The organism is Agromyces fucosus (assembly GCF_004134865.1).
Lineage (GTDB): Bacteria > Actinomycetota > Actinomycetes > Actinomycetales > Microbacteriaceae > Agromyces > Agromyces fucosus.
The window spans coordinates 157,358-180,664 of sequence record NZ_SDPO01000002.1 but is presented as its reverse complement, the minus strand read 5'-3'; the positions used below and the strand labels follow the sequence as shown (position 1 = coordinate 180,664).

The window sequence follows — 23,307 nt, the reverse complement described above, 5'->3', positions numbered from 1 at the left end:
CTCGACCCCTGTCATCCCCATGGTGCCGCGCACGGCTCGGTCGACGACCCGAGGAACGCCGAGCGCAGCACCGGCGCCAGCGCGTTCAGCACCTCCGCCGTCGCGTCGCCGGTGCCGCCGTCGCCGTTGCCGAGGATCGCGAAGACCGCCCCGGTCGCCGGGTAGTACGCGAGATTCGAGCCGTACCCGGGCTCGGCTCCGGCGTGGGAGACGCTGAGCACGCACCCGGTCTCGACGTCGCTGACGAGACCCGTGCCGAGGCCGTACGCGGCTCCGGCCTGCCCGGGGATCGGCGCGACATCCGTGTACCGCGCGACCTGCAGTTCGGGGGTGACGCCTGCGCCCTCGCCGAGCGCCTCACCCCAGGCGTGGAGATCGTCGAGGGTCGACACCATGCCGCCGCCCGCCCAGCTCTCGCCGTTCGACCAGCCGACGGTGTCGGCCGGCTGCCCGAGCTCGGGGCAGAAGTCGGAGTAGCCGTGGGTCAATGGGGCGGTGACTTCTCCGTCGGGCGCGAACCGGCTGCGGTCCATGCCGAACGGCTCGGTGATGCGGTCGTGGATGAGGCTCGCGAGCTCCTCGCCGGTGACCTGCTCGAGGATGCCGCCGAGCAGGAAGTAGTTCGTGTTGGCGTACTCGAAGCCCGCGCCCGGAGCGAAGTCGGCTCGGGGCGTCGCCGCACCGACCGCGATGAGTTCGTCGGGCGTCGGCACGGCGTAGGGCGCGCTGCAGATGCGGTCGACCTGCGCCCGTCCGGCCTCGCCGGTGCCGCTCGAGTGGTTCAGCAGCATCCGCACCGTGATATCGGATGCCTCGGGGAACTCGGGATACCACCGGTCGAGGGTGTCGTCGAGGCTGACGTCGAACTCGGCCTCGCCGATCACCTGCAGCATGACCGTGCTGACGATCGTCTTGGTGATGCTGCCGATCTTCTGCTGGTTGCCGCGATCCATCGGTTCGTCGGTCGCGACATCGGCCACGCCCCGCGCCGACACCCATTCGGCCTCGCCGGGAATCCACACCCCGACGATCACCCCGGGCATTCCGGATGCCTCGAAGCCCTCGTCGAGCGCCGTCTCGAGCTGCTCGCGCAGCGCCGGGTCGAGGGACGGGGTGGATGCCGTTGGTGGAGTGTCGGCGACGTCAGCATCCGACGCCGTGGCGACGCATCCGCTCAACGTGACGGCGGTGACGGCCGCGACTGCGGCGACCGCCCACATGGAGTTCCGCATGACCAGCCCCCGGCGTCGCGCAAGACTCGGTTCGAGAGCGGATGCCCCCACCCGCGACCCTACGCCGTGGGAACGCGTCGATGCGGCGCGGAGGTGCCCCATTTCAGGGGTGGAGCACCTGCCCGTCGCCGCGAGGGGGCGTTCGCGATGAAGACACCGGCGACGAGCACGAGTCCGCCGATGGTCTCCCAGAGGTTCGGGACCTGCCCGAGCAGCAGGGCGGCCGAGGCCATCGCGACGACGGGCGCGAGGAGCACCCACGGCACCACCGACGCCGAGCGGTTGCGAGCGAGCAGGGCGTTGAAGATCGCGTAGCCGACGAGGGTGCAGAGGCCAGCCGTGTACAGCGTCGAGACGATGGGGCGCCAGTCGAAGGCCGCGATGCCCGCGGCGATCGCATCGGGCCCCTCGATCATCATCGACAGGCCGAGCGCCGGCAGCGGCACGACGAGCGACGACCACACCGTCAGCGACAGAGCGCCGAGTCGTTTCGGGGGCGCGACGACACCCGCCTTGCGCGAGATGACGTTGCCGATCGCCCACGAGAACGCGGCGAGCAGGCACAAGACGACGGCGAGGGCAGGCGCGTCGCCGCCGCGGCCGAACGCCACGACGCCGAGCCCGACGGTGCCGACGAGCACGCCGATCGTCTGCAGGCGGGTGGGGCGCTCGCGCAGCGCGAGCGCCGCGACCACGATCGTCAGCACGACCTGCGCCTGCAGCAGCAGGGCCGCGATGCCGGGCTGCAGCCCGAGGGCCATCGAGGTGTACAGCAGGCCGAACTGGCCGAGGCACATGAAGAGCCCGACCCCGACGACGGTCTTCCAGCTCGCGAGGGGGCGCGGCACGATGAGCGCCGCGAGCGCGACGACGCCGAAGCGCACGGCGACGAAGAACAGCGGCGGAATGCCCGTCATGCCCCAGTCGATCACGACGAAGTTGAAGCCCCACAGGGTGGCCACTGCTGCGGCCAGCAGCATGTCGCGTCTCGTCATGGATCAACGATCGCCCGCGGCATCCGGAAACACCAGCGATCATTTCTGCGCCTGATTCGGTAGCATCGCTGCATGATCGATCTCGAAGCCGTGGTCGCGCTGCGGGCGGTGGCCACGAACGGAAGCGTCGCAGCGGCGGCGGACTCACTCGGCTTCACGCCGTCGGCCGTGTCGCAGCAGATCAAGCGCCTCGAACGCGGCACCCGCATCGCGCTGCTCGAGCGGGTGGGTCGCGGCGTCGTGCTGACGGATGCCGGGCGTCACCTCGTGACCTCGTCGGCGACGGTGCTCGCCGACCTCGAGCGCATCGAGGCCGACCTGCACCTCGCCGGCGGCGGCAGCGGCTCCGGCGGCGCCGAGCGCCGGGTCACCGGGGAGGTGCGCATCGGAGCGTTCTCGACCGCGGTGCGCGGGATCCTCGTCGACGTGCTGCCGCGCCTGCGCGACGAGCATCCCAAGCTGCGCGTGCCGCTCCGCGAGAGCGAGCCGTGGGAGACCATCGCGCTCGTGGCATCCGGTCAGCGCGACCTCGGCATCGTGCACCGATGGGGAGGGGTCGCCCTCGCGATGCCCGAACCCCTCGTCGAGACGCCCCTGTTCACGGATGTCGCGGACGTGATCCTGCGTCGCGACCACCCGCTCGCCGGCCGCACCGAGTTGACGCCGACCGACCTCGCCGACGAGGAGTGGATCGCGACCTTCGACTCGACGATCTGCCGGCAGTGGCTGCGCCGACTGTTCGACGGCGTCTCGAACGCGCCGCGGGTCGTGCACGAGTCGATGGAGTTCGAGAACCACCTCGAGCTCGTGTGCGCGGGTCTCGGCGTGGCACTCGTGCCGCGCATGGGGCGGCCGCCGCTGCATCCTGATCTCGTCGGCATCCCGACCGTGCGCCCCGCGTCGACCCGCGGCGTCTCAGCCGTGCACCGTCGCAGCCAGGCCGACTCGCCCGCCCTGCAGACGGTGCTCGACGCGATTCGAGGTTCCCTCGCAGAGAGCGGTCCGCTCCCATAGAGTGAGCCTCAGCCCGCGCCTGATCGAATGGGGACGACATGCCGAGCAACATCCGCACTGCCTTCTTGACCGTCGCCGTCGGTGCGCTCGTTGCCGGCTCAGCCGGCTGCGCGAGTCCGTCGAGTGACGCGTCGTCGTCGGAGACACCCGCCGCCGAGGCATCCGATGGCCGTCTCGTCGTCGTCGAAGACGGACTCGGCGATGAGCTCGGCGAACAGCTCGCGGCCGCCGCGACCGAAGCCTTCGCCGGCATCAGTGCGCCCGGTGCCGTGATCGGGGTGCGAACGCCCGAGGGCACGTGGGCTGCGACGATCGGCTTCGAGGACTGGGACGAGACCGTGCCGATGGCGGCCGACGTGAACCACCGCGTCGGCAGCGTCACGAAGACGTTCACCGTCACGGCGCTCATGCAGCTCGCCGAGCAGGGCGACCTCTCGCTCGACGACCCGATCGAGAAGTACGTGCCGGGCATGCCGAACGGCGACGCGACGCTCTTCGAACTCGGCGCTATGCGCAGCGGCATCCCCTCGTACACGTTCGACACCGAGTTCGAGCAGAAGCTGTTCAGCGACCCTGACTACGTCTGGACGCCCGAGGCCCTCGTCGACATCGTGCGCGGCGAAGAGCCGATGTTCGCGCCGGGCACGAAGACCTTCTACTCCAACACCAACACCGTGCTGCTCGGCATGGTCATCGAACAGGTCACGGGCGAGCCGATCCAAGACGTGCTGCAGGAGCAGATCTTCGAACCGCTCGGCCTCGACGGCACGATCTTCCCGACGGATGCCTCGTTCCCCGAGCCGCACGCGCAGGGGTACACGCTGCAGGGCGTCGACGACGGCGTGCCCGTCGAGACCACCGACTGGAACCCGTCATGGGGGTGGACGGCGGGCTCCGTCATCTCCGACCTCGACGACCTGCTCACCTGGAGCGAGTCGCTGGCCACCGGTGACGGGATCCTCGCGCCCGAATGGCAGCAGCAGCGCATCGATTCGTTCGACTTCTCGCTGCCCGTGTACGTCGACGCGGAGACCGATGCGCCGCAGAGCCCGGCTCGCGCCTACGGCCTCGGCATGGGCCTCGCGCTCGGATGGCACGGCCACGACGGCACGATGCCCGGCTTCAACACCGTGCTGCAGCACCACCTCGAGTCGGGCACCACGCTCATCGTCATGGCCAACAGCGACATCAAGTCGGGGGAGTGCCCCGAGAGCGTCGGCACCGTTGAAGGAGGCCGCACCACGGGCGTGTGCTCCGACCCGGCCGTGTTCATCGGCAACGCGCTCGCCGAGGTGATGGGGCACCCCATCGTCGAGGGGTGACGCGGTCGCCGCGGTGCGCCCGCCTTTCTCATCGAGGTGTTTCCGCGAGTCGGCGGCGTCTCGTCAGCCTCCGAAATCCGGTGGCGGCGGAGCCGTCGGAGTCTCGGGAATGCCGACCTTCAGAATCCGCTCGACCATTCGCACCGCGCGATCAGGCAAGAGATCGGCCGGGTAGTAGGACTCGTAGAGCGTCTCGGCGTCATCGAGCGTGGTGACGTCGCAGATTGCGAGGAGGTTCGCGATGTCGCGCTCGTCGCGCCCGGGGCGGTTCGCTCGGAGCTTCATCACGAGCATCGCCTCGGCTGACGCCACCTGGATGACGACTGTGCCATCGTCGTGCAGCGTGTGCCATTCGGTCGCGGACGTTCCGTAATCGGGGATGAAGCCTGACGCCTGCGCGTTGAGCCAGTCTTCGGGCCAACCGTTCACAGCGGCGATCGCCTTGCCCGCGGCGAGTACCCGTTCGGCATCACCGATCGGTCGGGCGTCGATGTCGACGGTCGACTCGCGTTCGAAGTAGCGCAGTGCGAGCGCGGCGCCGCCGATGATGCGCACGCCGGTCGGGCCGTCGGACTCGCGGAGTTTCACGATCAGCTGCTGAAGACCGTCGATCAGGCCGTCGCGGTCGAATCGGGTGGTCACACGCTCACCAGCGTGTCCGCATCGATGAGCACGCCGCGTCGCAGGAACTCGGGCGGAACCCGGTGCAGCTCGGGTACGAGCGTGTACGGGCCTTCTCCGACCGCCCACCGTCGGCGCAGTGAACGTGCCGGGCTGTTCGCCCAGTCGGGAATAGGAAGGCCCTCGGCAACCAGGTGGTGCGCCACGAGCGCGGCGATCGCGGCATCCCACTGCTTGCTTCCCGAGGATTCGGGCTCCGAGATCGTGAGCGCGAATCGCACAGCTCCGTGCTCCGCGAGCAGATTGTCGCTGAGCTGGATGAATCGCCGCAAAGCACGGTCGTCACGACCGTCGAGCACTGCGAAACGGATGTCGGCGGCGACCGCAGCGGCATCGTCCCGAACGCTCGGCACGGCGATGAGGCGGTGCCCGGTCGCCCGGAGCGCGCGCTCGACCGCGTCGTACGACGGGTTCTGGTGGCCCCGCTCGATCAGCGAGAGGTGCGACTGCGACAGCTCGGCTCGGCGCCCGAGTGCGCCCTGCGTCAGACGACGGCTCTTGCGAGCAGTTCGGATCAAGCTTCCTGCGTTCATCGCTTCACCTCCCAGTATTCGATTCATCTCATAATACGCCTGACTATGTCAGAACGGCCAGGGTCCATCTCTGCCACTGAGAACTTCTTCCCATCCGGATGTCACAACCACGCGACATCCGGTGTCTTCATGTCGACGGATCATCCGGGAACCGAACCCCGGGCCGTCGACACGCAGGAGGACATGATGACCACCACCCAGACCCGCATCCCGCCGACCGAGCTGACCGGCGTCTTCGGCACCGTCGTGAAGATCGCCGCCAAGCGCATGATCGGCCGGGTGCCCGACTCGATGGGCGTGCTCGCGCACCACCCCGCTCTGATGCGGGCGTCGATGGGCATCGGCCGCAAGATCGAGGCGCTCGACGAGCTCGACGAGAACCTCGCGAGCTACGCGGTGATGGCGACGGCGGCCTACATCGGCTGCAGCTGGTGCCTCGACTTCAACTACTACAAGACGCACAACGAGGGCCTCGACGAGGAGAAGGCGCGGCAGGTGCCGGTCTGGCGCGAGGCATCCGTGTTCACGCCGCTCGAGCGTCAGGTCATGGAGTACGCGGAGGCGATGAGCCAGACGCCGCCGAGCGTCACCGACGAGCTGTCGGCCTCGCTGCTCGACGCGCTCGGCCCAGCCGCGCTCATCGAGCTCAGTGCCAAGGTCGCGTTCATGAACATGAGCTCGCGCTTGAACATCTCGCTCGGCATCCACTCCGAGGGCTATGCGGATGCCTGTGAGATGCCGCCGCTCGCCACCCGGGCGGATGTCGCGGCATCCGTTGTAGGTTCGAAAGCATGACCGACGATCCGTTCGTCACCCACCGCGGCCTGCTCTTCACGGTCGCGTACGAGATGCTCGGCTCAGCCGCCGACGCGGAGGACGTGCTGCAGGAGTCCTGGCTCCGGTGGGACCAGGTCGACCGCAGCGAGGTGCGCGATGAGCGCGCGTACCTCGTGCGCATCGTGACCCGGCAGGCCCTCAATCACCTGCGCACGATGTCGCGGCGGCGCGAGTCGTACGTGGGGGAGTGGCTGCCCGAGCCGCTGCTCACGAGTCCGGATGTCGCGGACGACGTCGAGCTGGCCGAGAGCGTGTCGATCGCGATGCTGACCGTGCTCGAGACGCTCGGCCCGACCGAGCGCGCGGTGTTCGTGCTGCGCGAGGTGTTCGACGTGCCGTACGACGAGATCGCGGCGGCCGTCGACAAGACGCCGGCGGCCGTGCGGCAGATCGCCCATCGGGCGAAGGAACACGTCGCCGCTCGGCGCCCCCGTGTTTCGGTCGATCGTGCCGAGCAGGAGGCGGTCGTCGCGAGGTTCCTCACGGCGGTCAACTCGGGCGACCTGCAGGGCCTGATGGACGTGCTCGCACCCGACGTCGTCTCCGTCGCCGACGGCGGCGGACTCGTGAAGGGTGCCGCGCTCCGGCCGATCCACGGCGCCGACAAGATCGCGCGCTACCTGCTCGGCGGTCTCGCGAAGCTCGGGCTGCCGTTCGAAGCGGTGCCGACGTGGGTCAACGGACATCCCGCGATCCGCGGCGAGGTCGACGGCGAGCTCGCCGGTGCGATCTGCTTCGAGGTGGAGGGCGGCCGCATCACGCGGATCTTCTCGATTGCGAACCCGAACAAGCTCGGGCGGCTCGATGAGGCGGCGAACCTGGTGCGGTGACCGCGAAAGCGGATCGTCGCAGGGTCGTGACTTCGCGACGTCGTGACGTCGTGACGTCGTGCTGGAGCTCTGCGCTCTCTCTAGCGCTTGGCGTAGTCGTTCATCCCCTGCCAGTCGATGACGACGCACGCCTCGTCGCCCACCGTCCACGCGTCGTGGCCCGGCGGGATGACCATGATGTCGCCGGCGCCGAACTCGTTCTCGTCGCCGTCGTCCATGACGACCTTCATCCGCCCGGCGAGGACGTAACCCATGTGGGCGAACTGGCAGCTCTCGGTGTTCGCGATCGGCTTGACGTGCTTCGACCACTGCCAGCCGGGTTCGAATGTGGCCCTGCCGACGGCGCCGGCCTCGACGTCGACGAGCTCGAGTTTCCCCGAGCCATCCTCGAACGGGCGCGTCTCTTCGGGTTGGTTCAGGCTCTTGCGGATCATGGCGGACATGAGGGGCTCCTTCGCACCATTGTTGAGTTAACCTCACTATGGCAGTGGCCCCCATGGCCGTCAACGAATCCCTGGTCGACGGTGAGCTCGCCGGTGCGGTCTGCTTCGAGGCCCGGGCGGCGCGGGCCACTATGCTCCGGACATGAGACTCACTCGCATCGGCGGTCCGACCGTGCTCGTCGAACTCGACGGATGGCGCCTGCTCGTCGACCCGACGTTCGATCCGGCCGGGCGGAAGTACGCCTTCGGGTGGGGCACCGCATCGACGAAGACCCTCGACCCGGCCGTCTCGCTCGAGGAGCTGGGGCAGGTCGACGTCGCCCTCGTCAGCCATGACCAGCATGCCGACAATCTCGACGACGCCGGTCGTGCGATGCTGCCGTCCGTCGGCGCCGTGATCACGACGGCCAGTGGCGGCAAGCGGCTTGCGCCGGGTCTCGATCCCGCTCGGCTGCACGGGCTCAGGGCAGGCGAATCCGTGACGCTGCCGGGCGCCCGGCCCGGGATGCCCGCGCTCGTGATCACCGCGATGCCGGGCCGGCATGGGCCGGCGCTCACGACCGGGCTCGTCGGTGACGTCATCGGTTTCGCTGTTCGCCGTGAAGACGAGCAGCGCGTCGCGATCTGGATCACGGGCGACACCGTGATCTTCGGCCCGCTCCGGCGCGCGGTCGAAGGCCTCGACATCGACGTGATGCTCGCCAACGTCGGCGGCGTGCGTTTCCCCGCGACCGGGCCGATCAGGTTCACCATGACCGGGCGAGAGGGCGTCGAACTCGTCGGCATCGCCGAGCCTCGCGTCGCCGCGTTCGCCCACTACGACGGCTGGTCGCATTTCGTCGACGGAGAAGACGGCCTGCGCGACGCGCTCGATGCGGCCGGGGCATCCGTTCACGACCGCGCCGTGTGGTTGACGGCAGGCGTGCCGATCGAGGTGTAGCGATCGCGGTTCGCGAACTCGGCGAGGAAATTGCCACGCGCTTGCGGCATCGCGGCGAGCCCGGTCGCGCACGGCCATCTCGGCGTCGAGGATCGTAGCGAGACATCACCGTTTGGAGATGAGAGGCGATCCATGGATCTTCCACCCGGGCAGCGTGCCGTGCGCGGATTCCCCCGATTCGGCATCGACCGGGTGAGTCCGCCGCCCAGAGCGCCCGAGGGAATGAGCATCGAAGTGAGCGGGCCGCTCGCTCGGCGTGTCTCCGTCGACCTGGACGAGCTGGCCCGACTGCCTCATCGCGAGGTCGACGCCGATTTCCACTGCGTTGCCGGCTGGTCGGCGATCGGGCTGCGATGGGAGGGCGTGCTGTTCCGCGACTTCTACCAGTTGGTGATCGAGCCCGCGCTCGCCGAGGGCGCGAGGGTGGAGTACCTCGTCTTCGTCGGACTCGACGGCTACCGTTCGATCGTGACGCTCGAGGACGCGCTCGAAGTCGACGTGCTGATCGCCGACCGGCTCGACGGCGAGCCCCTCCCACCGGAGCACGGTGCGCCGGTGCGGCTCGTGAGCCCCCGTCAGTACGGTTACATCAGCACCAAGCATCTCTGTCGGATCGAGTTGCACCGATCGGAGCCCGTCGGCTACTACCACCCGATGAAGTCCGTCCAGCGCGCTTTGAGCGCCGTTCGACCCCACCGGCGCGCGAGGGTCGCGCACGAGGAGCGCCGACGGCACCTGCCGTCCTGGCTGACGCGACAGGTGTACCGGCTGGTCGTGAAGCTGCCGGCTCCGCCGCTGGAGTGAAGGGTCAGGTGCCGCGCCCTCGCTTGTCCGTCGTGCGCCGCAGCGCCCGCGGGCGGATTTCCTAGACTGGCCCCATGGCCGGGGCAGCAACATCCGCAGTCGGCGCGGCATTAGTCGTCGTCGCGTGCGCGAGCATGATGGTCGGATGCTCCGCCCCAGGGCCTGCTGGCGGCACCGGCTCGCCCGAGGCATCCGCTCTGGCCGATCTCGGCACGTTCGCCGCCGTCGGCGACTCGATCACCGACGCCGACAGCCCCGATTTCGCCGCGGGCGACTTCGGCGACGCGTCGTGGGCAAAGTACGTCGTGGACGACGGCTTCGCATTCGCCGGGGGCTGGGCGGAGTGGGGTGCGACGACGGCGATGATGGCCGACGCGGTCGGCCCGGTCGATGCGGACGTGCTGGTGGTGCTCGCCGGCACCAATGACGTCGCATTCAGCATCCCGTTCGAAGACTCTGCGGCGAACCTCGAGCGCATCGTCGAGGTCGTCGGCATTGAGGATGTCGTCGTCGTCTCGATCCCGCCGATGGATGCGTTGCCCGCGGGAGCGGAGGCGTACAACGAGCGCCTCCACGAGCTGGCGACAGATCAGGGATGGCGGTGGGTCGAGGCATCCGCTGGCCTGCGCACCGCCGACGGACGGTTCGCCGATGGGATGAGTCTCGACGGGCTGCACCCGTCGGTGGAGGGCGCGCGTGTGCTGGGAGAGGCGATCGCGTCAGCATTGCGCGAGGGGTGAGCCGCCCGAGCATGCCCGACGGATCGGCCCCGCCCGCCGGCGCCCTGTCAACCCTCTGTCTGCGGCGCTGCTTCCGACCTACCGTCGGGGTATCACCATCACGGTCAGGCGCCTTCACTGGCACCTGTGAAGGAGGAATGATGAGCACCAATTGGGACGCGTGGACGTACCGCCAATCAGCTGGGCGCACCGCGCAGAGCGCGGACATCGTCGGCTACGAAGTTCACGCCACGGATGGTCACATCGGCAAGGTCGATGAGGCGAGCGACGACGTCGGCCGGAGCCAGATCGTCGTCGACACCGGCCCGTGGATCTTCGGCCGCAAGGTCCTGCTGCCTGCCGGCACGATCGACCGAGTCGATGACACCGAGGAGCGGGTCTATGTGGACCTGACCAAGGACCAGATCAAGAACTCGCCCGAACTCAACGAGGGAACCAGCTGGGATGACTCCGGCTACCGAGACGAAGTCGGCGGCTACTACAGCGGGTTCTACAACTACTGAGCAAAACCCGACTGAGATCAACCCACTCGCCCGCCGTTCCGGAGTCCGCTCCTGAACGGCGGGTTTCGCGTCGAGCGGCGCGGCTCGGCCTTCGGAGCAAGACTTGCTCGGAGCCGACGCCGACGGTCGTGGGTTCAGTCGTCAGTCATCACAGCGACCCGGCCACTCGGGTGTGCACCATGCGCCAATTCACCGGCTCCCAGGTCGCGCCCCCGTCGAACGAGAAGTCCTGCTCCCAAACCGGGTGCGGCCCGAACGTGTCGACCCAGTGGAATCGTGCGAGGTACTCCCGGTCGCCTGTTGCGGCGGGGCCGACAAAGGTGCCGCGACCGTCTTCGAAGCGTCCGCGCACGGGGTCGTCGAGCACCCCGGGCCTGGCCGCGGAGGCCCACCAGATCGCCCACTCGTCTTCTGCCGGATCGTAGAGCCGGAGGCTGAACCCGACGAAGCCGGTGCCATCAGGAAGCGTGCCCCGCGTTTCGTCGGTAGTACCCAGCCCGTCGAGGATCGACTGCACCGACGCCGTCGAGCGAAAGCGCACGCGCGGCCCATCTGCTGGACCGAAGGGGTCGATGAGTCGGTCGTGCTGGACCTCCCAATCGCCGAGGAGGAAGTCGAAGTCTGAAGAAGTCACGCCTTGCAGTCTCCTCCCGACGTCCGACATGGAACCATGAACGCCCGCCAGTACTCGCGGGCGACGGCGAGAGGCGAGAGCGTTCACCGACTGATCCGCAGATCCTTCCACCCGAACCGCCCGGCCTCGGGCAGACTCGCCCGGATCCGCTCCGCCGTGAACATGCGCCGCGGCCGCAGGTCGTCGGGCACGGATGCTGCGGGCGGCGCGGCATCCGTCACGCCCTCGGCGAGCATGCGCACCTGGGCCTTCGCGACGAGCGGCACCGTCATGATCCACTCGGTCACCTGCGCGAGCGCGTACTGCGCCCATACCGGCCACGGCACCACGACCACGCGGCGTCCGAGAACGGATGCCACGCGGCGCACGGCCTTCGACAGCAGCAGCTGCTCGGCGCCGACGACGGCGACGGTCTCGCGCGGCATCCGCCCGTCGATCGCGGCGACGAGGATGTCGGTGAGGTCGTCGATCGGGATGGGTCGGATGGGCTTCTCGCGGAAGCCGACGGTCGCGAACACCGGCAGGGTCTGCACGGTGTGGCTGAGGTGGTCGATGAGGTGATCGCCGCGGCCGTAGATCATGCCGGCCTTGAGGATCGTGTAGTCGAGGCCCGAGTCGCGGATCAGCTCTTCGGCCGCCCATTTCGACTCGTGGTACGGCGATCCGCAGTCGGGTCGCGCCCGCAGGAAGCTCAGCATGATGACCTTGCGCACCCCGGCTCGCTTGGCCGCCTCGATCACGTTCGCGGTGCCCTCGATGTGCACCCGCCGGTAGGTCTGGTCGCCGATCTCGCGGTTGATGCCCGCGCAGTGCGCGACGACCTCGCACCCCTCGAACGCTCGCGTCAGCCCGTCGACGTCACTGGTGTCGACGCCGGTGCGGCGAGAGATGACGACGGATGCCTCGGGCCCGAGCCGTTCGGCCAGGTGGCGTCCGACGAATCCGGTGCCGCCAGTGATGGCGGTGCGGGGGTGTTGGGCCATGAATGAGACCGTAATGGTACGCCTGTGTGCGCGACCAAGGCGCGTCGACCCGATAGGCGCCCAGTCGGGTGAAACGCCCCCGAAGTCCAGGTCCATTTAGGCCGGAGATCGTGTTGTCGAGCTCGGTGGAAGCACGGCCCGTCAGCTCGTTTGTGGTTGCCATTGGTGCTCTTCGATCGACGTTTTTGTGCACCCCCCAACGGTGTCGGGGATGGTCGCTCTGACGTCGACGCATCCGATCCGTGGCGTCGTGTCAGCGGCGCGATGTAGCGTCTGGCCTGAGGATGCCGGATACGAAATGGCTCCCTGTGATCGAATGCTGTTCAAAACTAAAGCATTGTGATACCTTATTGGTGTACCGATGAAGGGGGTTGACTGTGGCGATTGATGAGAGTCGTGCGTGGGCGTTGACGACGTTGGGGCCTGACGGTGTGTTGGTTCGGGAGCAGATTCCTGTGATCATCCGTGACTGTCACGAGAAGATGGCGAACGCCCAGGTAGAGGCCGACATGAAGCACTCAGGCCCGTACGGGTATATCTGGCGCCGTTGCCTTGATGAGTTCAGCAGCGTCCTCGGTCGCCTTCCTTCCGCCGAGTTGATCACCGTCCCGCGTTCCGGCTATAAGTTGGTCTCCTTCAACGGCGTGGTGCTTTTCCCTTGGCGTTTCGCGAGGGAACGCTCCGTTGATGTTGGCGCGCGTCCCTTCGCTGTGTCAGGTGCGAGAGTCTCTCTGTTCACGGAGAACCGCGGCTCGTCGGATGCTCGATTGGATATCGCCTTCGATCACCCCGAGCTGACCGAGGAAGAGCACGCTCACCTCGATGCGGAGGGAAGGGCTCTTACTGCCGCCCTGGCGAGCCACTCGCGTGTTGTCGTCGTTCCGTACGCGAGTAACCCTGCGGCGTTGCACAGCGTTGAATGGGGTGAGGCCACATTGGGATCGGACGGCTGTCTCGCGTTCGAGTCTCTCGAGTCTCTGCTGGATAGCGGCGATGGGTCGCTCGTCGACGTGAATCAGGTGGATGAGTCGTTCTCTGACGGCCCCATCCCTCGCCCTCAGCTGGGGGTGAAGGGCGAAGTAGAACGCGGTGAGGCACATGGTCGACCGTGACACCCCACTCTCTCTTTTCGAGTCGTCAACCCGCCCAAGTCTTGATGCGGTCTCTGGCGCGTTTGATCCTGCCCGGTTGACTCAGGCACGTTTTGCCGCAGGCTTGTCGAAGGCAAAGCTTGCGGATCTTGTCGGGGTGACTCCTGCGGCGATCGGGCAGTACGAGGCCCAGGTTGTATCACCCAGGCGAGAGGTTCTGCCGGTTCTGGCTCGCGAGCTTGGTGTCCCTGTGGACTTCTTTGCGACCGGACGGCCAATCGGACGTATCGATGGCACGCAGGCTCATTTTCGGAGCCTGCGATCGACAACTGCCAGAGACCGGGCGAAGGCGATCGCGTTCATCGAACAGGTGTGGGAGTTGACCTTCTCCTTGGAGAAGAAGGTTAGGTTCCCCGATGTCGATCTTCCACTCATCGATCGTGAGCACGCAGACCCGACCGAGGCTGCGCGCGTCCTTCGTGAGCATTGGGGTCTTGGAGAGAAGCCGGTAAAGCACCTCGTCGCTGTGGCGGAGTCTCGCGGGCTGGTGGTGTCTCTGCTCACGCTGGCGAATGCTGACGTTGCTCGTGTGGGCGCGTTCTCCACGTCACATCTCGCTCGGCCCGTTGTGGTGGTTACACCGGAGCGTGCCAGGTCTGTTTTCGTCTACCGATTCACGGTAGCTCATGAGCTGGGCCACATCCTTCTTCATGATGAGGCGACGCCAGGAGACCATCAGCAAGAGCGCGAAGCGGATCAGTTTGCTGCTGAGTTCTTGACCCCACGTTCCCAAATCACCAACATGCTTCCGCGGACGGTAAACCTTCCACGGTTGGACGAGCTTTCTCGATACTGGGGCGTTTCAGTTGATTCGCTTTTGCTTCGGATGAAGGAGACCGGAACCGTGTCCGACGCATCAATTAGGCGGGGATATCAAAAACTGAACCACTTGCGAAGTTCGGGGCTAGAGACAGCGGAGCCCGTTAGCGCGTATCCAGGCGAGATGCCGACGATGTTGAGTGAAGCCGCGCTCCTGGCCGAGAGTCTCGGGTTCTCGGTGGTTGATCTAGCGCGCGATCTGAAATGGAAACCGGCACGAGTGCGAGAGATCATAGGCGCAGAGGATCAGCGGCCGCCACTCCGGTTGGTGAGGAACGCCAACACGGAGTAAGGCGTTCGGTCAGTTGTACCGGGGTTGCCGGCTTGTGTCAGTTGAGCGGCAGCGGGCGATGCGGCAGCACTCGAATAGGTGACGAGCGCTTGTCTTTTGTAGTCGTTGGGGTATTCACGACCCAGCGTCCACGTCATCTACCAATGCACATCGTTCCAAACTCATGTCGTCGAAGATCAGCGTCGACGCTAGCCGACTCCGTTGGTGCGTCGGGCGGTAACCCATTCGGCAGTGAGTTCGCGCCAGATGAATGCGCTGCGATTCTGGAAGTGAAGTAGCTCTTCAATTGTGAGTTCCTCCTCCTTCCTTGTCGCGACGAAGAAGAAGAGTTCATCCTCAAGCTCGTGCCACTTCGCGAGCGTTTCATCGGCAAGAACCCAGCGCGAGCGCCAATTGAAGAACGGTTCAAGTGCCGACACCGTTGTCACGAGCGCTGAGCAAACGAAGCCTAGGTTGGCCGGCCATTCAAGGTTGGCAAAGCCGAGAGCAATTGTTGCGGTCGCTGACAAGCAAAAGATGGTGAGTTGTGCGGCAGTGGCCAGCCCGCTCCAGGCTCCGCGGCGCCATCGTGCGTATTCCTTGGCTTCGCGTATGTGCGCCCGTATCGCCTCGGCGAGGTCTTGAGGCGAAAGGCCGGCAGTTAGCGGGTGCGACGGAGGCTGTGGCCGGGGCTGCCGCGAACGTCGAAGTGATCCTTGATCTGCAGAGCTATTCCTGGTTCGCAATCCTGCCTACTTTCGTGTTACGAGCCTGACGCGCGACCTAGACGCGTGCGTACCGGTAGTGCCCCCGCACCTGGGCATGGAAGAACTGGCCGGCGCTCCCAGCTGCGAGTAGCCCTTCGTAGATGTGGGCGGGGATGTCGAAATACTGGTAAACGCTTCCGCCGATGAACTCGATCTCCATCGTCTGGGAGGCCGTGTCGTATCCGATCGTGACGATGTTCGATGAACTGACACCGATTCGCTGCATTTCTCTCTCCTAAGTACTCACGTCGACGAGCCGCGCGTTCTGGGTCTCCCAGGCGAGTGCCACATCGGAGTAGCGAGATGGTTCGCGTTCACGGTCCCATCCGCCAGGCAATCGACTCCCGGCGATTACCGGGTCAGCGCTATCTGGTTTGTGTTCCGGTAGTGCAACGAGTGTTCGGGTGGGCAGGGGAACGGACTCGCCGACGATGATCGCTTCTCCCGTTCTCAAAATCGGCAACATGCTGAGAATGCCTGCCATGTTGTCCGACGCTGATGACAGTACGAACGCGCGGTCGGCTGAGTTGGTGAGCCTAAGCGCGATTAGTGTGCCACATTGCGACAGGATGGTGCTGTCCAGTTCTGAGGGGCGCTGGCTCACGATCATCGCTCCCACCCCATACTTGCGGCCTTCGCGAACGATCCGTTGGACGGCGGTACGTGCTGAACCTGAACCGACCGCGCCCAGGTACGCGTGTGCCTCCTCAAATACGAACAGAAGGGGGCGTTCCCGGGCACCCTCCGAGAGATTTCGCGCCCAGTACATGGCGTCATAGGCAACACGCGTCATCGAGCCAACGAGGTCTCCCACGATGGCTGGGGGTGCTCCAGACAAGTCGATGATGGTGATCGGTTCCGATGGTCCGAGCCAAATTTCGAGCAGATCAGCGAGTCCCTTCTCCGTGGAACCGTCGAGGTCGGGCGCCCAGTTGCCGGGTCTCAGCAGGAATTCAAAACGCCGATCACGGAGGCGTGAGGCCAGTACATCGACCTGGCGGCGAATGTTAAGAGGGGAGGAAGATAGGTAGATCTTGTTCTGGCCGGCGGCCTGAGTTTGCGGCGAAAAGACAGGTGCAATGACGGATTGGGGGTCGCCGGCTTGAATGTCCTCGTCGTTCGCATCGCGCGCGAGCGCCCATGTATCTCGGCTCTGACCGCCCGGGACCGTGTGTGTGGCGTTGAGCAGTACGTGGATGTCGAACCAGAGCTGATGCACGCTGAACGGCACGGGGCTGTCGACCGTTACGTGCTCCGTGGACAGGTTGTACTCGCCGTGCTCGATAGTCGATCGTTTCAATCGAGTGATCTCATCGCGCACGTATGCCCGGCCAGCGTCGTCTGGTAGCGCGCCGAAAAGAAGCGGAATCAGTTCATCGAAGGTGAGAGCCCAGTAGGGGATGTGTAGAAGCTCCGATCCCGGAACATCGCGGTCAAGTGTCAGAACATTCGCCTTGCCTGCGAACGCGCGTGCATACTCGCCGTGTAGATCGAACAGAAGTACTCGAGCAGATGGATACGAGTTCGGCTCCGACATTGCCGACAAGAATGTTGCGACCGTAGTCGACTTGCCAGATCCGGTGGAGCCTAGAACCGCAGAGTGACGGGAGACGAGTCGATTCAGATCTACGCGGGCGTCGATGGACTCGGCCGACGCCACCTGACCGATTCGAACATACCCGTCCTTCGCCGACTGGTGCCCATAGATCTTGCTGAGATCTGCCCGAGTCACCAAATGAACACGGTCGCCGATGCTGGGCAACTGAGCCACTCCTCGCTGGAACTGGCTGCCAGGCTGAGTCTCGCCGACAAGTTGAACAGACATCCATCGCGTCGTGTCAATGCCGACGCTCTCAGGTACGGCGCCGGCACCGACGCGAGTTACAACACCGACCAAATTCCGAAGGCCGGCCGGAATGCGCACGAAACTGCCTACTTGTCCGACGCTGTACGGCTCGCCGGCGACAAAGACGAGGCCAGTTGGCACATCGGCGGCAAGCGCCACGGCAACGCTCGCGCCATCGATGTCACGAACGTGCCCGATAGAGGTCGCCTCACGCATGGTCTTCGTCCTCTCTGCCTAACCGTAGAAGCTTCCTCATCGACGAGAAATCACCCAACTGCTCGGGTGGTAGACGAAATACTTCATCGACTGCCTGCCAGGCGCCTTGTGCGCCGCCGATGACGGCTTCGTCGGCCGCCATCAATCGCAGATTGGGTGTTCGCTTCGCGATCTTGACCGCGTGGGGGTAATTGCCTAGAGGCCCGTAGAGCAACCCGAATGATACGGCGCTCGCATTTCCTGACAGGCTCTCGATCAGTATCTCGTTGATGTGTTCGTCCGCAAACGAGTAACCAGCGACGACGAGCAACGCGCCGGTCCGTCGAAGGAAGGTGCGAAGGCGATCTTGCATTGCGAGGTACGGCATCCGCCGGCTTTGGTCGTACTTCAAGTGAGACGGATGAATCAAGCTTCCTGCGCCGCTTCCAATCACATGCCCTGAGCGGCGGACGACCCGCCCGTCGATGTTCGCCCAGTTCACCGATCCGTGCATCTTCCACAAACGTGCCCAGCGAGTCGGCAGAACATCATCTTCCATCGCTCGAATGTCGAGGAATGGTTCGTGGCTTCCAAGAAAACCGTCGAAGTAAGCAACGCGATGGCGCTCAAATGACTGCTCGACCAAGAGGTCGTAGTTTAAGCTGAACACCTCAAGGGGGTATTTTCGGTCGAAGGAACCTGCCCAGCGGGATACCGCGTCGTAGCCTCCACCATCCTCCGGTAGGTCGACATTGACCGCCTTAGAGATGTGCTCAACAAGTGCAACTTCGAGGGCGTCGATTTCGGACGAGTTGATTCCTCGGATTGACTCTCCCCCGGAGATTGAGGCCAAGATTCTCAGACGAGTCAGCCAGTCTTCGAGCGTTGGTTGAACGACCCCATCCGCGATCAGCATGTCGTTCAGCACGAGCAACTTCGGATGCGTCTGGTTCAGCTGGCCTGCGACTTGCTTCGTCAATCCGGCGATATCTGGGACAAGAGGCCCGGCGATTCCTGGTACCGAAGTAGAGCAACCTGCGCCTAGTAGGAAGGCGAATGGTCGAGAATCATCGAAGACGGCCCGCTCCAGGGCCGCGATCGAGTTGATGTAGTCATGCGGGCTGCTTTCCTGAAGCAACTGAGCGTCCGAAAGAATGGTCAAGTCGGCGGCGACAGCCGTTGGATCTGCAGGACACATCGTTGCAGTATTGCAGTTGGGCTCGTTCCCCTCTCGTCATGGTGCAGGCCGCAAGTACCCCACTTCGGGGTACAGATTCTTCGTAGGTTGAACGAGCAAGTGGGCCAAGGCTGGCACCCGTCTAGCTGCAAGGGAATACCCACGCCCCCGCCGCGTTGAACTTGAGCGTACCCCGCTCAACTCTCCAGGAGGATTGGTGCCCGAAGACTTCAACCCCGAAGCCGGCGCGAGCTCGTTCGACGAGTTTCTCGCCCGCTATCTCGCGGGTGAGCAGGCGCGTCAGGCTCGGTCGATCGACCTCAGCCGGTTCCTGACCGCCCGTACTCAAGGCATCCTGCGTCAAGCAGGACGCTTCGCGCTTGAGCGCGGCCAGACCGAGCTCGACGCCCTGCACATCCTGCGCGTGATCGTCGAAGACGAGAGCGTCACGCAGGCGATCGCCCGCATCGGCGTCGCCCCCGAGCGGCTCATCACCGCGACCGAGGCGCGCCTGCCCGCTGCCGGCGACACCGCCGACATCAATGCGGCCACGATCACCCCGAGCGCCTCCCGCGCGCTGTTCCACAGCTACCAGGTGGCGCGCTCGGCCGGCTCGACCTACATCGACCCCGAGCACCTCTTCTTCGCGCTCGTGCTGGGGCAGGACGCCCCTGCCGGCCAGGTGCTCGCGCGCGCCGGCGTCACCGCCGAGGCCCTCACGCAGGGCATGCGCGAGACGGTCGAAGCGGGCATGCCGGGTGCCGATGACACGGATGCCTCGGGCATGCCGGGCGCCGGGGCATCCGAGACCCCCATGCTCGACAAGTTCGGCACCGACCTCACCGAGCTGGCCGCGAACGGCGAGCTCGACCCCGTGATCGGCCGTGCCGACGAGATCGAGCAGACCATCGAGATCCTCAGCCGTCGCACCAAGAACAACCCGGTGCTGATCGGCGAGGCCGGCGTCGGCAAGACGGCGATCGTCGAGGGCCTGGCCCGCGCGATCGTCGAGGAGTCGGTGCCCGAGGCACTGCTCGACAAGCGCGTGATCTCGCTCGACCTGCCCGGCATGCTCGCGGGCACCCGCTACCGCGGCGACTTCGAGGAGCGGCTCACCAAGACCATGGAGGAGATCGCCGCGCACAAGGGCGAGCTCATCATCTTCATCGATGAGATCCACACCGTGGTCGGCGCGGGCGGCTCTGGCGACGGCGGCACCGACGCGGGCAACATCCTGAAGCCGCGCCTCGCGCGCGGCGAGCTGCACCTCGTCGGTGCGACCACGCTCAAGGAGTACCGCGCCATCGAGAAGGACCCCGCCCTCGAGCGCCGGTTCCAGCCGGTGCGCGTGGGGGAGCCCTCGATCGAAGACGCCGTGCTCATCCTGCACGGGCTGAAGCCCGCCTACGAGGAGCACCACGGCGTGCAGTACACGGATGCCGCGCTGCGCGCCTCCGTCGAGCTGAGCGCGCGCTACCTCACCGACCGCGTGCTGCCCGACAAGGCCATCGACCTCATCGACCAGGCCGGCGCGCGCCTGCGCCTGAAGCTCGGCATGAAGACGGATGTCTCCGCGCTCATCGCGCGACTCGCCGACCTCGAGGCCGACAAGAACGCCGCCGTGAGCGCCGAGCACTACGAGGAGGCCTCGCGCATCCGCGACGAGATCTCGAAGGTGCAGGACCGGCTCGATGCGGCCACCGAGAAGGGGCGCGCCGCGGCATCCGCTGGGCTCGGCTCTGAAGGTGCTGAGCGCTCGACCGTGATCGACGAGGCCGAGATCGCCGCCGTGATCTCGCGGGCCACCGGGATTCCGGTGAACCGCCTCACCGAGAGCGAGCGAGAGCGCCTCGGCGACCTCGAGGGTGAGCTGCACGCACGGGTCATCGGTCAGGACGACGCGGTCACCGCGGTCGCCAAGGCCGTGCGCCGCAGCCGCACCGGCATGGGCGACGCCAAGCGCCCGGTCGGGTCGTTCCTGTTCCTCGGGCCGACGGGTGTCGGCAAGACCGAGCTGGCGCGTGCGCTGGCGTCGTCGCTCTTCGACGACGAGCAGGCGATCGTGCGATTCGACATGAGCGAGTTCGGCGAGCGGCACACGGTGTCGCGCCTCGTCGGCGCCCCTCCCGGCTATGTCGGCTACGACGAGGCCGGGCAGCTCACCGAGCGCGTGCGGCGCAACCCGTACTCGATCGTGCTGTTCGACGAGATCGAGAAGGCGCACCCCGACGTGTTCAACCTGCTGCTGCAGGTGCTCGACGACGGACGCCTGACCGACGGCCAGGGCCGCACGGTCGACTTCCGCAACACGGTGATCGTGATGACCTCGAACCTCGGTTCGGAGTTCCTCGCGTCGCGTTCGGGTGCGCTCGGCTTCGTCGCCTCGACGGATGGCTCGGGCTTCAGCTCCTCCGATGACGTGCGCAACCGCGTCATGGGCAAGGTGCGCGAGGCCATGCGCCCCGAGTTCTTGAACCGCATCGACGAGATCGTGCTGTTCCAGAAGCTCGACGAGCCGCAGCTCGCACAGATCGTGCGCCTCATGCTCGGCGCGACCGCGTCGCGGCTCGCCGCGCGGGAGGTCGCCTTCGAGGTGACGGATGCCGCGGTGTCGCTGCTGGCCGAACGCGGCTACGAGCCCGAGTACGGTGCCCGGCCCCTGCGCCGCGTCATCCAGCGCGAGATCGACGACCGCATCAGCGACCTGTTCGTGAGCGGCGCGCTCGGCGACGGCGAGGGCGTGACAGTGGATGCGTCGGGCGGCGAGTTCGTCGTGGCATCCGTGCCCCGCGCCACCGTGACGGTGCCGCAGGCGGCGTAACCGCCTCGCGGCGTCGCACGTAACCGCGTGAAGCAGCGACCGTAACCAGTCGACAACGAACGCCCGGTCCCTTTGCGGGGTCGGGCGTTCGTCATCCCGCGGAAGACGGCAAGGTGGTCGCCGAGGGCGAGCCCTGACGCCTCCAGATTCGATATATCCGATCGACGGACCGGGTTCGGAGCCAAATCACCACCACGATGAGCACAGTAGACGGAGCAAAGAGCAGGGCAGCCCAGAAGAACTGAAGACCGAAGATGGGCGCCAGCGGGCTGGTCGAGAACTCGGGCAGGAGACCGAACACCGCGGTGGCAACCGCAAGAGTGACCATCACCCCAGCGAAAGCAGACACTGCGACGATCGTCAAAGTACCCCCTCCGGTGCGGAGCCCGGCCCGCCAGATCGCACGTTCGCGGGTGAAGTGTTCGACGAGCGATAGCAACATTGCGACGACTCCAATCAGGGCGGTGAGGATGACACCGCCTGCCACCACCCCGATCGGGACCGCGGCGTCGAGTCCTGTGCGGGAGGCGAGAAAGAATGCAACGGCCACTAAGAGCACAAACAGAAAGAGGGCGAGACCGATTGCCAGCAGTCGCTCGCTCCAAGGCCGTCGGGCATCAGAGATCCGACTCAGCACGTTGCGGATTAGCACCACAAGTAGGCCGGCCATCACGAGTGCGCCGAGGACCTCGGCAACGCCCGTCGACTCCATCCAGAGGATCGCACCGTCGTTCCACGCTTTCACTTCGCGGGTTGCTGTCGTGTCGCCGCTTAGGACGGCGACGCCCGTCAGCACTGCGAGTGCGATCAACATCCTGACTGCATCTTTGACACCCGGTTGGTGAGAGATGCTGCGGAGTTGTTTCGTCATCGACCAGATCTGCCAACTGCAGAGCCCGAAGATCGCGAACCCCAGCACTGCTGTGGAGAGCTCGCCCACCGTCGTTGTCCAGGACGGGAACGTCTCGTTGCGGACGATGGCGTATCTGCCGATGAACCATGCGGCGAAGCCGAGTACCGGTCCGACTACCGCAGCAGCACCCAATGTCGGAGCGGCAACGGCGCCGACACGTCGAAGCCATTTCGGAACGAACCAGACCACCCCATGCCGCCAGAGGACGAGTGCATTGACGGTTCGGCCGAACTGCCACCGTCGACGCAGCGACCCGACCGACGTTGCTCCCTCAACGGCTTTTCGCTGACGATCGAGCGCCTCTGCGAGAACCGCCTCCGAAGATGACTCGAGCCCGGCAATCGATGCCGCTGTGACGGGCATGCCCGTCAGATGAAGCGCCGCTCGAAGATTCCCAAGTGCATCAAACCCGGCATCTGGTGGTTTTCGCGTCGGAAGCAGCGCAGCGATGGTCGCTTCCACGTCGGTCGTCAGTTCGCCGCGGCGGAAGTCCCAGGCCGCAAGTTCCCGTTCCGCGAGATCCCGGAACGCATCGTCCCAATTCGGCGAACGTTGGGAGGAAGCTCCCACTGCGGCGACCAAGGCGATGAAGATGAGCAGGACGACGGCGATCGCCGCGCCGATCCAGTCACTGTCCATGTTGCCCCTCACGCTGGTGTTGCGGTCATGATCTCGTCCGCCGCTGACATCGGCGACGAGGGTGCCGATGAACGTCGGCCACATCACCTCCGCCTCTACTACGCGATTCGGCGCTGTCGCGCCTGCTCGACCGACGAACGCCCGGCCCTTATCGAGAGGGCCGTCGTCTTCGGCTGCCGCGGCAGTTCGGGGGCGACCCTGATGCGCAACCGCGCCG

The 23,307-nt window shown here is 66.1% G+C and carries 23 protein-coding genes; 11 read left to right on the top strand and 12 right to left on the bottom strand.

Going from position 1 to position 23,307, the window contains the following annotated elements; translation table 11 throughout:
- Positions 1 to 11: 11 nt before the first annotated feature.
- Together ESP57_RS06620 and ESP57_RS06615 are read right to left on the bottom strand one after the other, a co-directional pair.
- Positions 12 to 1,232, bottom strand: a complete 1,221-nt coding sequence (locus ESP57_RS06620) for a serine hydrolase domain-containing protein (protein WP_165877394.1) — start codon at positions 1,230 to 1,232, stop codon at positions 12 to 14.
- Positions 1,233 to 1,291: 59 nt separating this feature from the next.
- Entirely contained in the window at positions 1,292 to 2,227 is a 936-nt protein-coding gene (locus ESP57_RS06615; protein WP_129231001.1) for an EamA family transporter, read from the bottom strand.
- A gap of 72 nt (positions 2,228 to 2,299) precedes the next feature.
- Here ESP57_RS06615 and ESP57_RS06610 point away from each other — a divergent pair, with 72 nt between their 5' ends.
- Entirely contained in the window at positions 2,300 to 3,241 is a 942-nt protein-coding gene (locus ESP57_RS06610) for a LysR family transcriptional regulator (RefSeq protein WP_129231000.1), read from the top strand.
- A gap of 38 nt (positions 3,242 to 3,279) precedes the next feature.
- A complete protein-coding gene (locus tag ESP57_RS06605) occupies positions 3,280 to 4,563 on the top strand; it encodes a serine hydrolase domain-containing protein (RefSeq protein WP_207904498.1) in 1,284 nt (427 codons plus the stop codon).
- Positions 4,564 to 4,626: 63 nt separating this feature from the next.
- Here ESP57_RS06605 and ESP57_RS18705 read toward each other — a convergent pair whose 3' ends face one another.
- Together ESP57_RS18705 and ESP57_RS06595 are read right to left on the bottom strand one after the other, a co-directional pair.
- Positions 4,627 to 5,205, bottom strand: a complete 579-nt coding sequence (locus ESP57_RS18705) for a DUF6036 family nucleotidyltransferase (protein ID WP_129230999.1) — start codon at positions 5,203 to 5,205, stop codon at positions 4,627 to 4,629.
- The gene (locus ESP57_RS06595) at positions 5,202 to 5,777 is read right to left on the bottom strand and encodes a helix-turn-helix domain-containing protein (RefSeq protein WP_165877393.1); all 576 of its coding nucleotides are present in this window, start codon (positions 5,775 to 5,777) and stop codon (positions 5,202 to 5,204) included. Before ESP57_RS06595 ends, ESP57_RS18705 begins: the two co-directional genes overlap by 4 nt.
- Positions 5,778 to 5,963: 186 nt before the next feature.
- Here ESP57_RS06595 and ESP57_RS06590 point away from each other — a divergent pair, with 186 nt between their 5' ends.
- Both ESP57_RS06590 and ESP57_RS06585 read left to right on the top strand, forming a co-directional pair.
- On the top strand, positions 5,964 to 6,572 hold the full coding sequence (locus ESP57_RS06590; protein ID WP_056007503.1) for a carboxymuconolactone decarboxylase family protein: 609 nt from the start codon (positions 5,964 to 5,966) through the stop codon (positions 6,570 to 6,572).
- A complete protein-coding gene (locus ESP57_RS06585) occupies positions 6,569 to 7,444 on the top strand; it encodes an RNA polymerase sigma-70 factor (RefSeq protein ID WP_129230997.1) in 876 nt (291 codons plus the stop codon). Before ESP57_RS06590 ends, ESP57_RS06585 begins: the two co-directional genes overlap by 4 nt.
- Positions 7,445 to 7,524: 80 nt before the next feature.
- Here ESP57_RS06585 and ESP57_RS06580 read toward each other — a convergent pair whose 3' ends face one another.
- Positions 7,525 to 7,887 carry a cupin domain-containing protein gene (locus ESP57_RS06580; protein ID WP_129230996.1) on the bottom strand — a complete coding sequence of 121 codons (363 nt, stop codon included), beginning with the start codon at positions 7,885 to 7,887 and terminating at the stop codon, positions 7,525 to 7,527.
- A gap of 142 nt (positions 7,888 to 8,029) precedes the next feature.
- Here ESP57_RS06580 and ESP57_RS06575 point away from each other — a divergent pair, with 142 nt between their 5' ends.
- The 4 genes from ESP57_RS06575 (at position 8,030) to ESP57_RS06560 (ending at position 10,874) form a co-directional block, all read left to right on the top strand.
- Positions 8,030 to 8,827 (top strand): MBL fold metallo-hydrolase, encoded by a 798-nt coding sequence (locus tag ESP57_RS06575; protein WP_129230995.1) that lies wholly within the window; start codon positions 8,030 to 8,032, stop codon positions 8,825 to 8,827.
- 132 nt (positions 8,828 to 8,959) lie between these two features.
- Positions 8,960 to 9,631: a molybdopterin-dependent oxidoreductase gene (locus tag ESP57_RS06570; RefSeq protein WP_129230994.1), complete on the top strand. Its 672-nt coding sequence runs from the start codon at positions 8,960 to 8,962 to the stop codon at positions 9,629 to 9,631.
- Positions 9,632 to 9,705: 74 nt separating this feature from the next.
- Positions 9,706 to 10,371 (top strand): SGNH/GDSL hydrolase family protein, encoded by a 666-nt coding sequence (locus ESP57_RS06565; protein WP_129230993.1) that lies wholly within the window; start codon positions 9,706 to 9,708, stop codon positions 10,369 to 10,371.
- A gap of 140 nt (positions 10,372 to 10,511) precedes the next feature.
- Complete coding sequence (locus tag ESP57_RS06560; protein ID WP_207904497.1) at positions 10,512 to 10,874, top strand: PRC-barrel domain-containing protein; 363 nt, start codon at positions 10,512 to 10,514, stop codon at positions 10,872 to 10,874.
- A gap of 148 nt (positions 10,875 to 11,022) precedes the next feature.
- Here ESP57_RS06560 and ESP57_RS06555 read toward each other — a convergent pair whose 3' ends face one another.
- Entirely contained in the window at positions 11,023 to 11,508 is a 486-nt protein-coding gene (locus ESP57_RS06555) for a hypothetical protein (RefSeq protein WP_129230991.1), read from the bottom strand.
- An 83-nt stretch (positions 11,509 to 11,591) separates the two neighbouring features.
- The gene (locus tag ESP57_RS06550) at positions 11,592 to 12,491 is read right to left on the bottom strand and encodes an SDR family oxidoreductase (protein WP_129230990.1); all 900 of its coding nucleotides are present in this window, start codon (positions 12,489 to 12,491) and stop codon (positions 11,592 to 11,594) included.
- Positions 12,492 to 12,868: 377 nt separating this feature from the next.
- On the opposite strand from ESP57_RS06550, the gene ESP57_RS06545 reads away from it, so the two are divergent.
- Positions 12,869 to 13,603 (top strand): hypothetical protein, encoded by a 735-nt coding sequence (locus ESP57_RS06545; RefSeq protein ID WP_129230989.1) that lies wholly within the window; start codon positions 12,869 to 12,871, stop codon positions 13,601 to 13,603.
- Positions 13,590 to 14,753, top strand: coding sequence for a helix-turn-helix domain-containing protein (locus tag ESP57_RS06540; protein WP_129230988.1), 1,164 nt, complete (start codon positions 13,590 to 13,592; stop codon positions 14,751 to 14,753). Before ESP57_RS06545 ends, ESP57_RS06540 begins: the two co-directional genes overlap by 14 nt.
- A 188-nt stretch (positions 14,754 to 14,941) precedes the next feature.
- On the opposite strand, the gene ESP57_RS06535 is transcribed toward ESP57_RS06540, so the two are convergent.
- From ESP57_RS06535 to ESP57_RS06520, 4 genes are all read right to left on the bottom strand, one after another.
- On the bottom strand, positions 14,942 to 15,262 hold the full coding sequence (locus tag ESP57_RS06535) for a hypothetical protein (RefSeq protein WP_129230987.1): 321 nt from the start codon (positions 15,260 to 15,262) through the stop codon (positions 14,942 to 14,944).
- A 253-nt stretch (positions 15,263 to 15,515) separates the two neighbouring features.
- The gene (locus ESP57_RS06530; RefSeq protein WP_129230986.1) at positions 15,516 to 15,725 is read right to left on the bottom strand and encodes a KTSC domain-containing protein; all 210 of its coding nucleotides are present in this window, start codon (positions 15,723 to 15,725) and stop codon (positions 15,516 to 15,518) included.
- 9 nt (positions 15,726 to 15,734) lie between these two features.
- A complete protein-coding gene (locus ESP57_RS06525) occupies positions 15,735 to 17,561 on the bottom strand; it encodes an ATP-binding protein (protein WP_129230985.1) in 1,827 nt (608 codons plus the stop codon).
- A complete protein-coding gene (locus ESP57_RS06520; RefSeq protein WP_129230984.1) occupies positions 17,554 to 18,738 on the bottom strand; it encodes an SIR2 family protein in 1,185 nt (394 codons plus the stop codon). The genes ESP57_RS06525 and ESP57_RS06520 overlap by 8 nt, the downstream gene beginning before the upstream one ends.
- A gap of 196 nt (positions 18,739 to 18,934) precedes the next feature.
- Between ESP57_RS06520 and ESP57_RS06515 the strand changes: the two genes are divergently transcribed.
- Positions 18,935 to 21,538, top strand: a complete 2,604-nt coding sequence (locus ESP57_RS06515; protein WP_129230983.1) for an ATP-dependent Clp protease ATP-binding subunit — start codon at positions 18,935 to 18,937, stop codon at positions 21,536 to 21,538.
- Positions 21,539 to 21,629: 91 nt separating this feature from the next.
- Here ESP57_RS06515 and ESP57_RS06510 read toward each other — a convergent pair whose 3' ends face one another.
- On the bottom strand, positions 21,630 to 23,174 hold the full coding sequence (locus ESP57_RS06510) for a hypothetical protein (protein WP_129230982.1): 1,545 nt from the start codon (positions 23,172 to 23,174) through the stop codon (positions 21,630 to 21,632).
- Between the last annotated feature and the right edge of the window lie 133 nt (positions 23,175 to 23,307).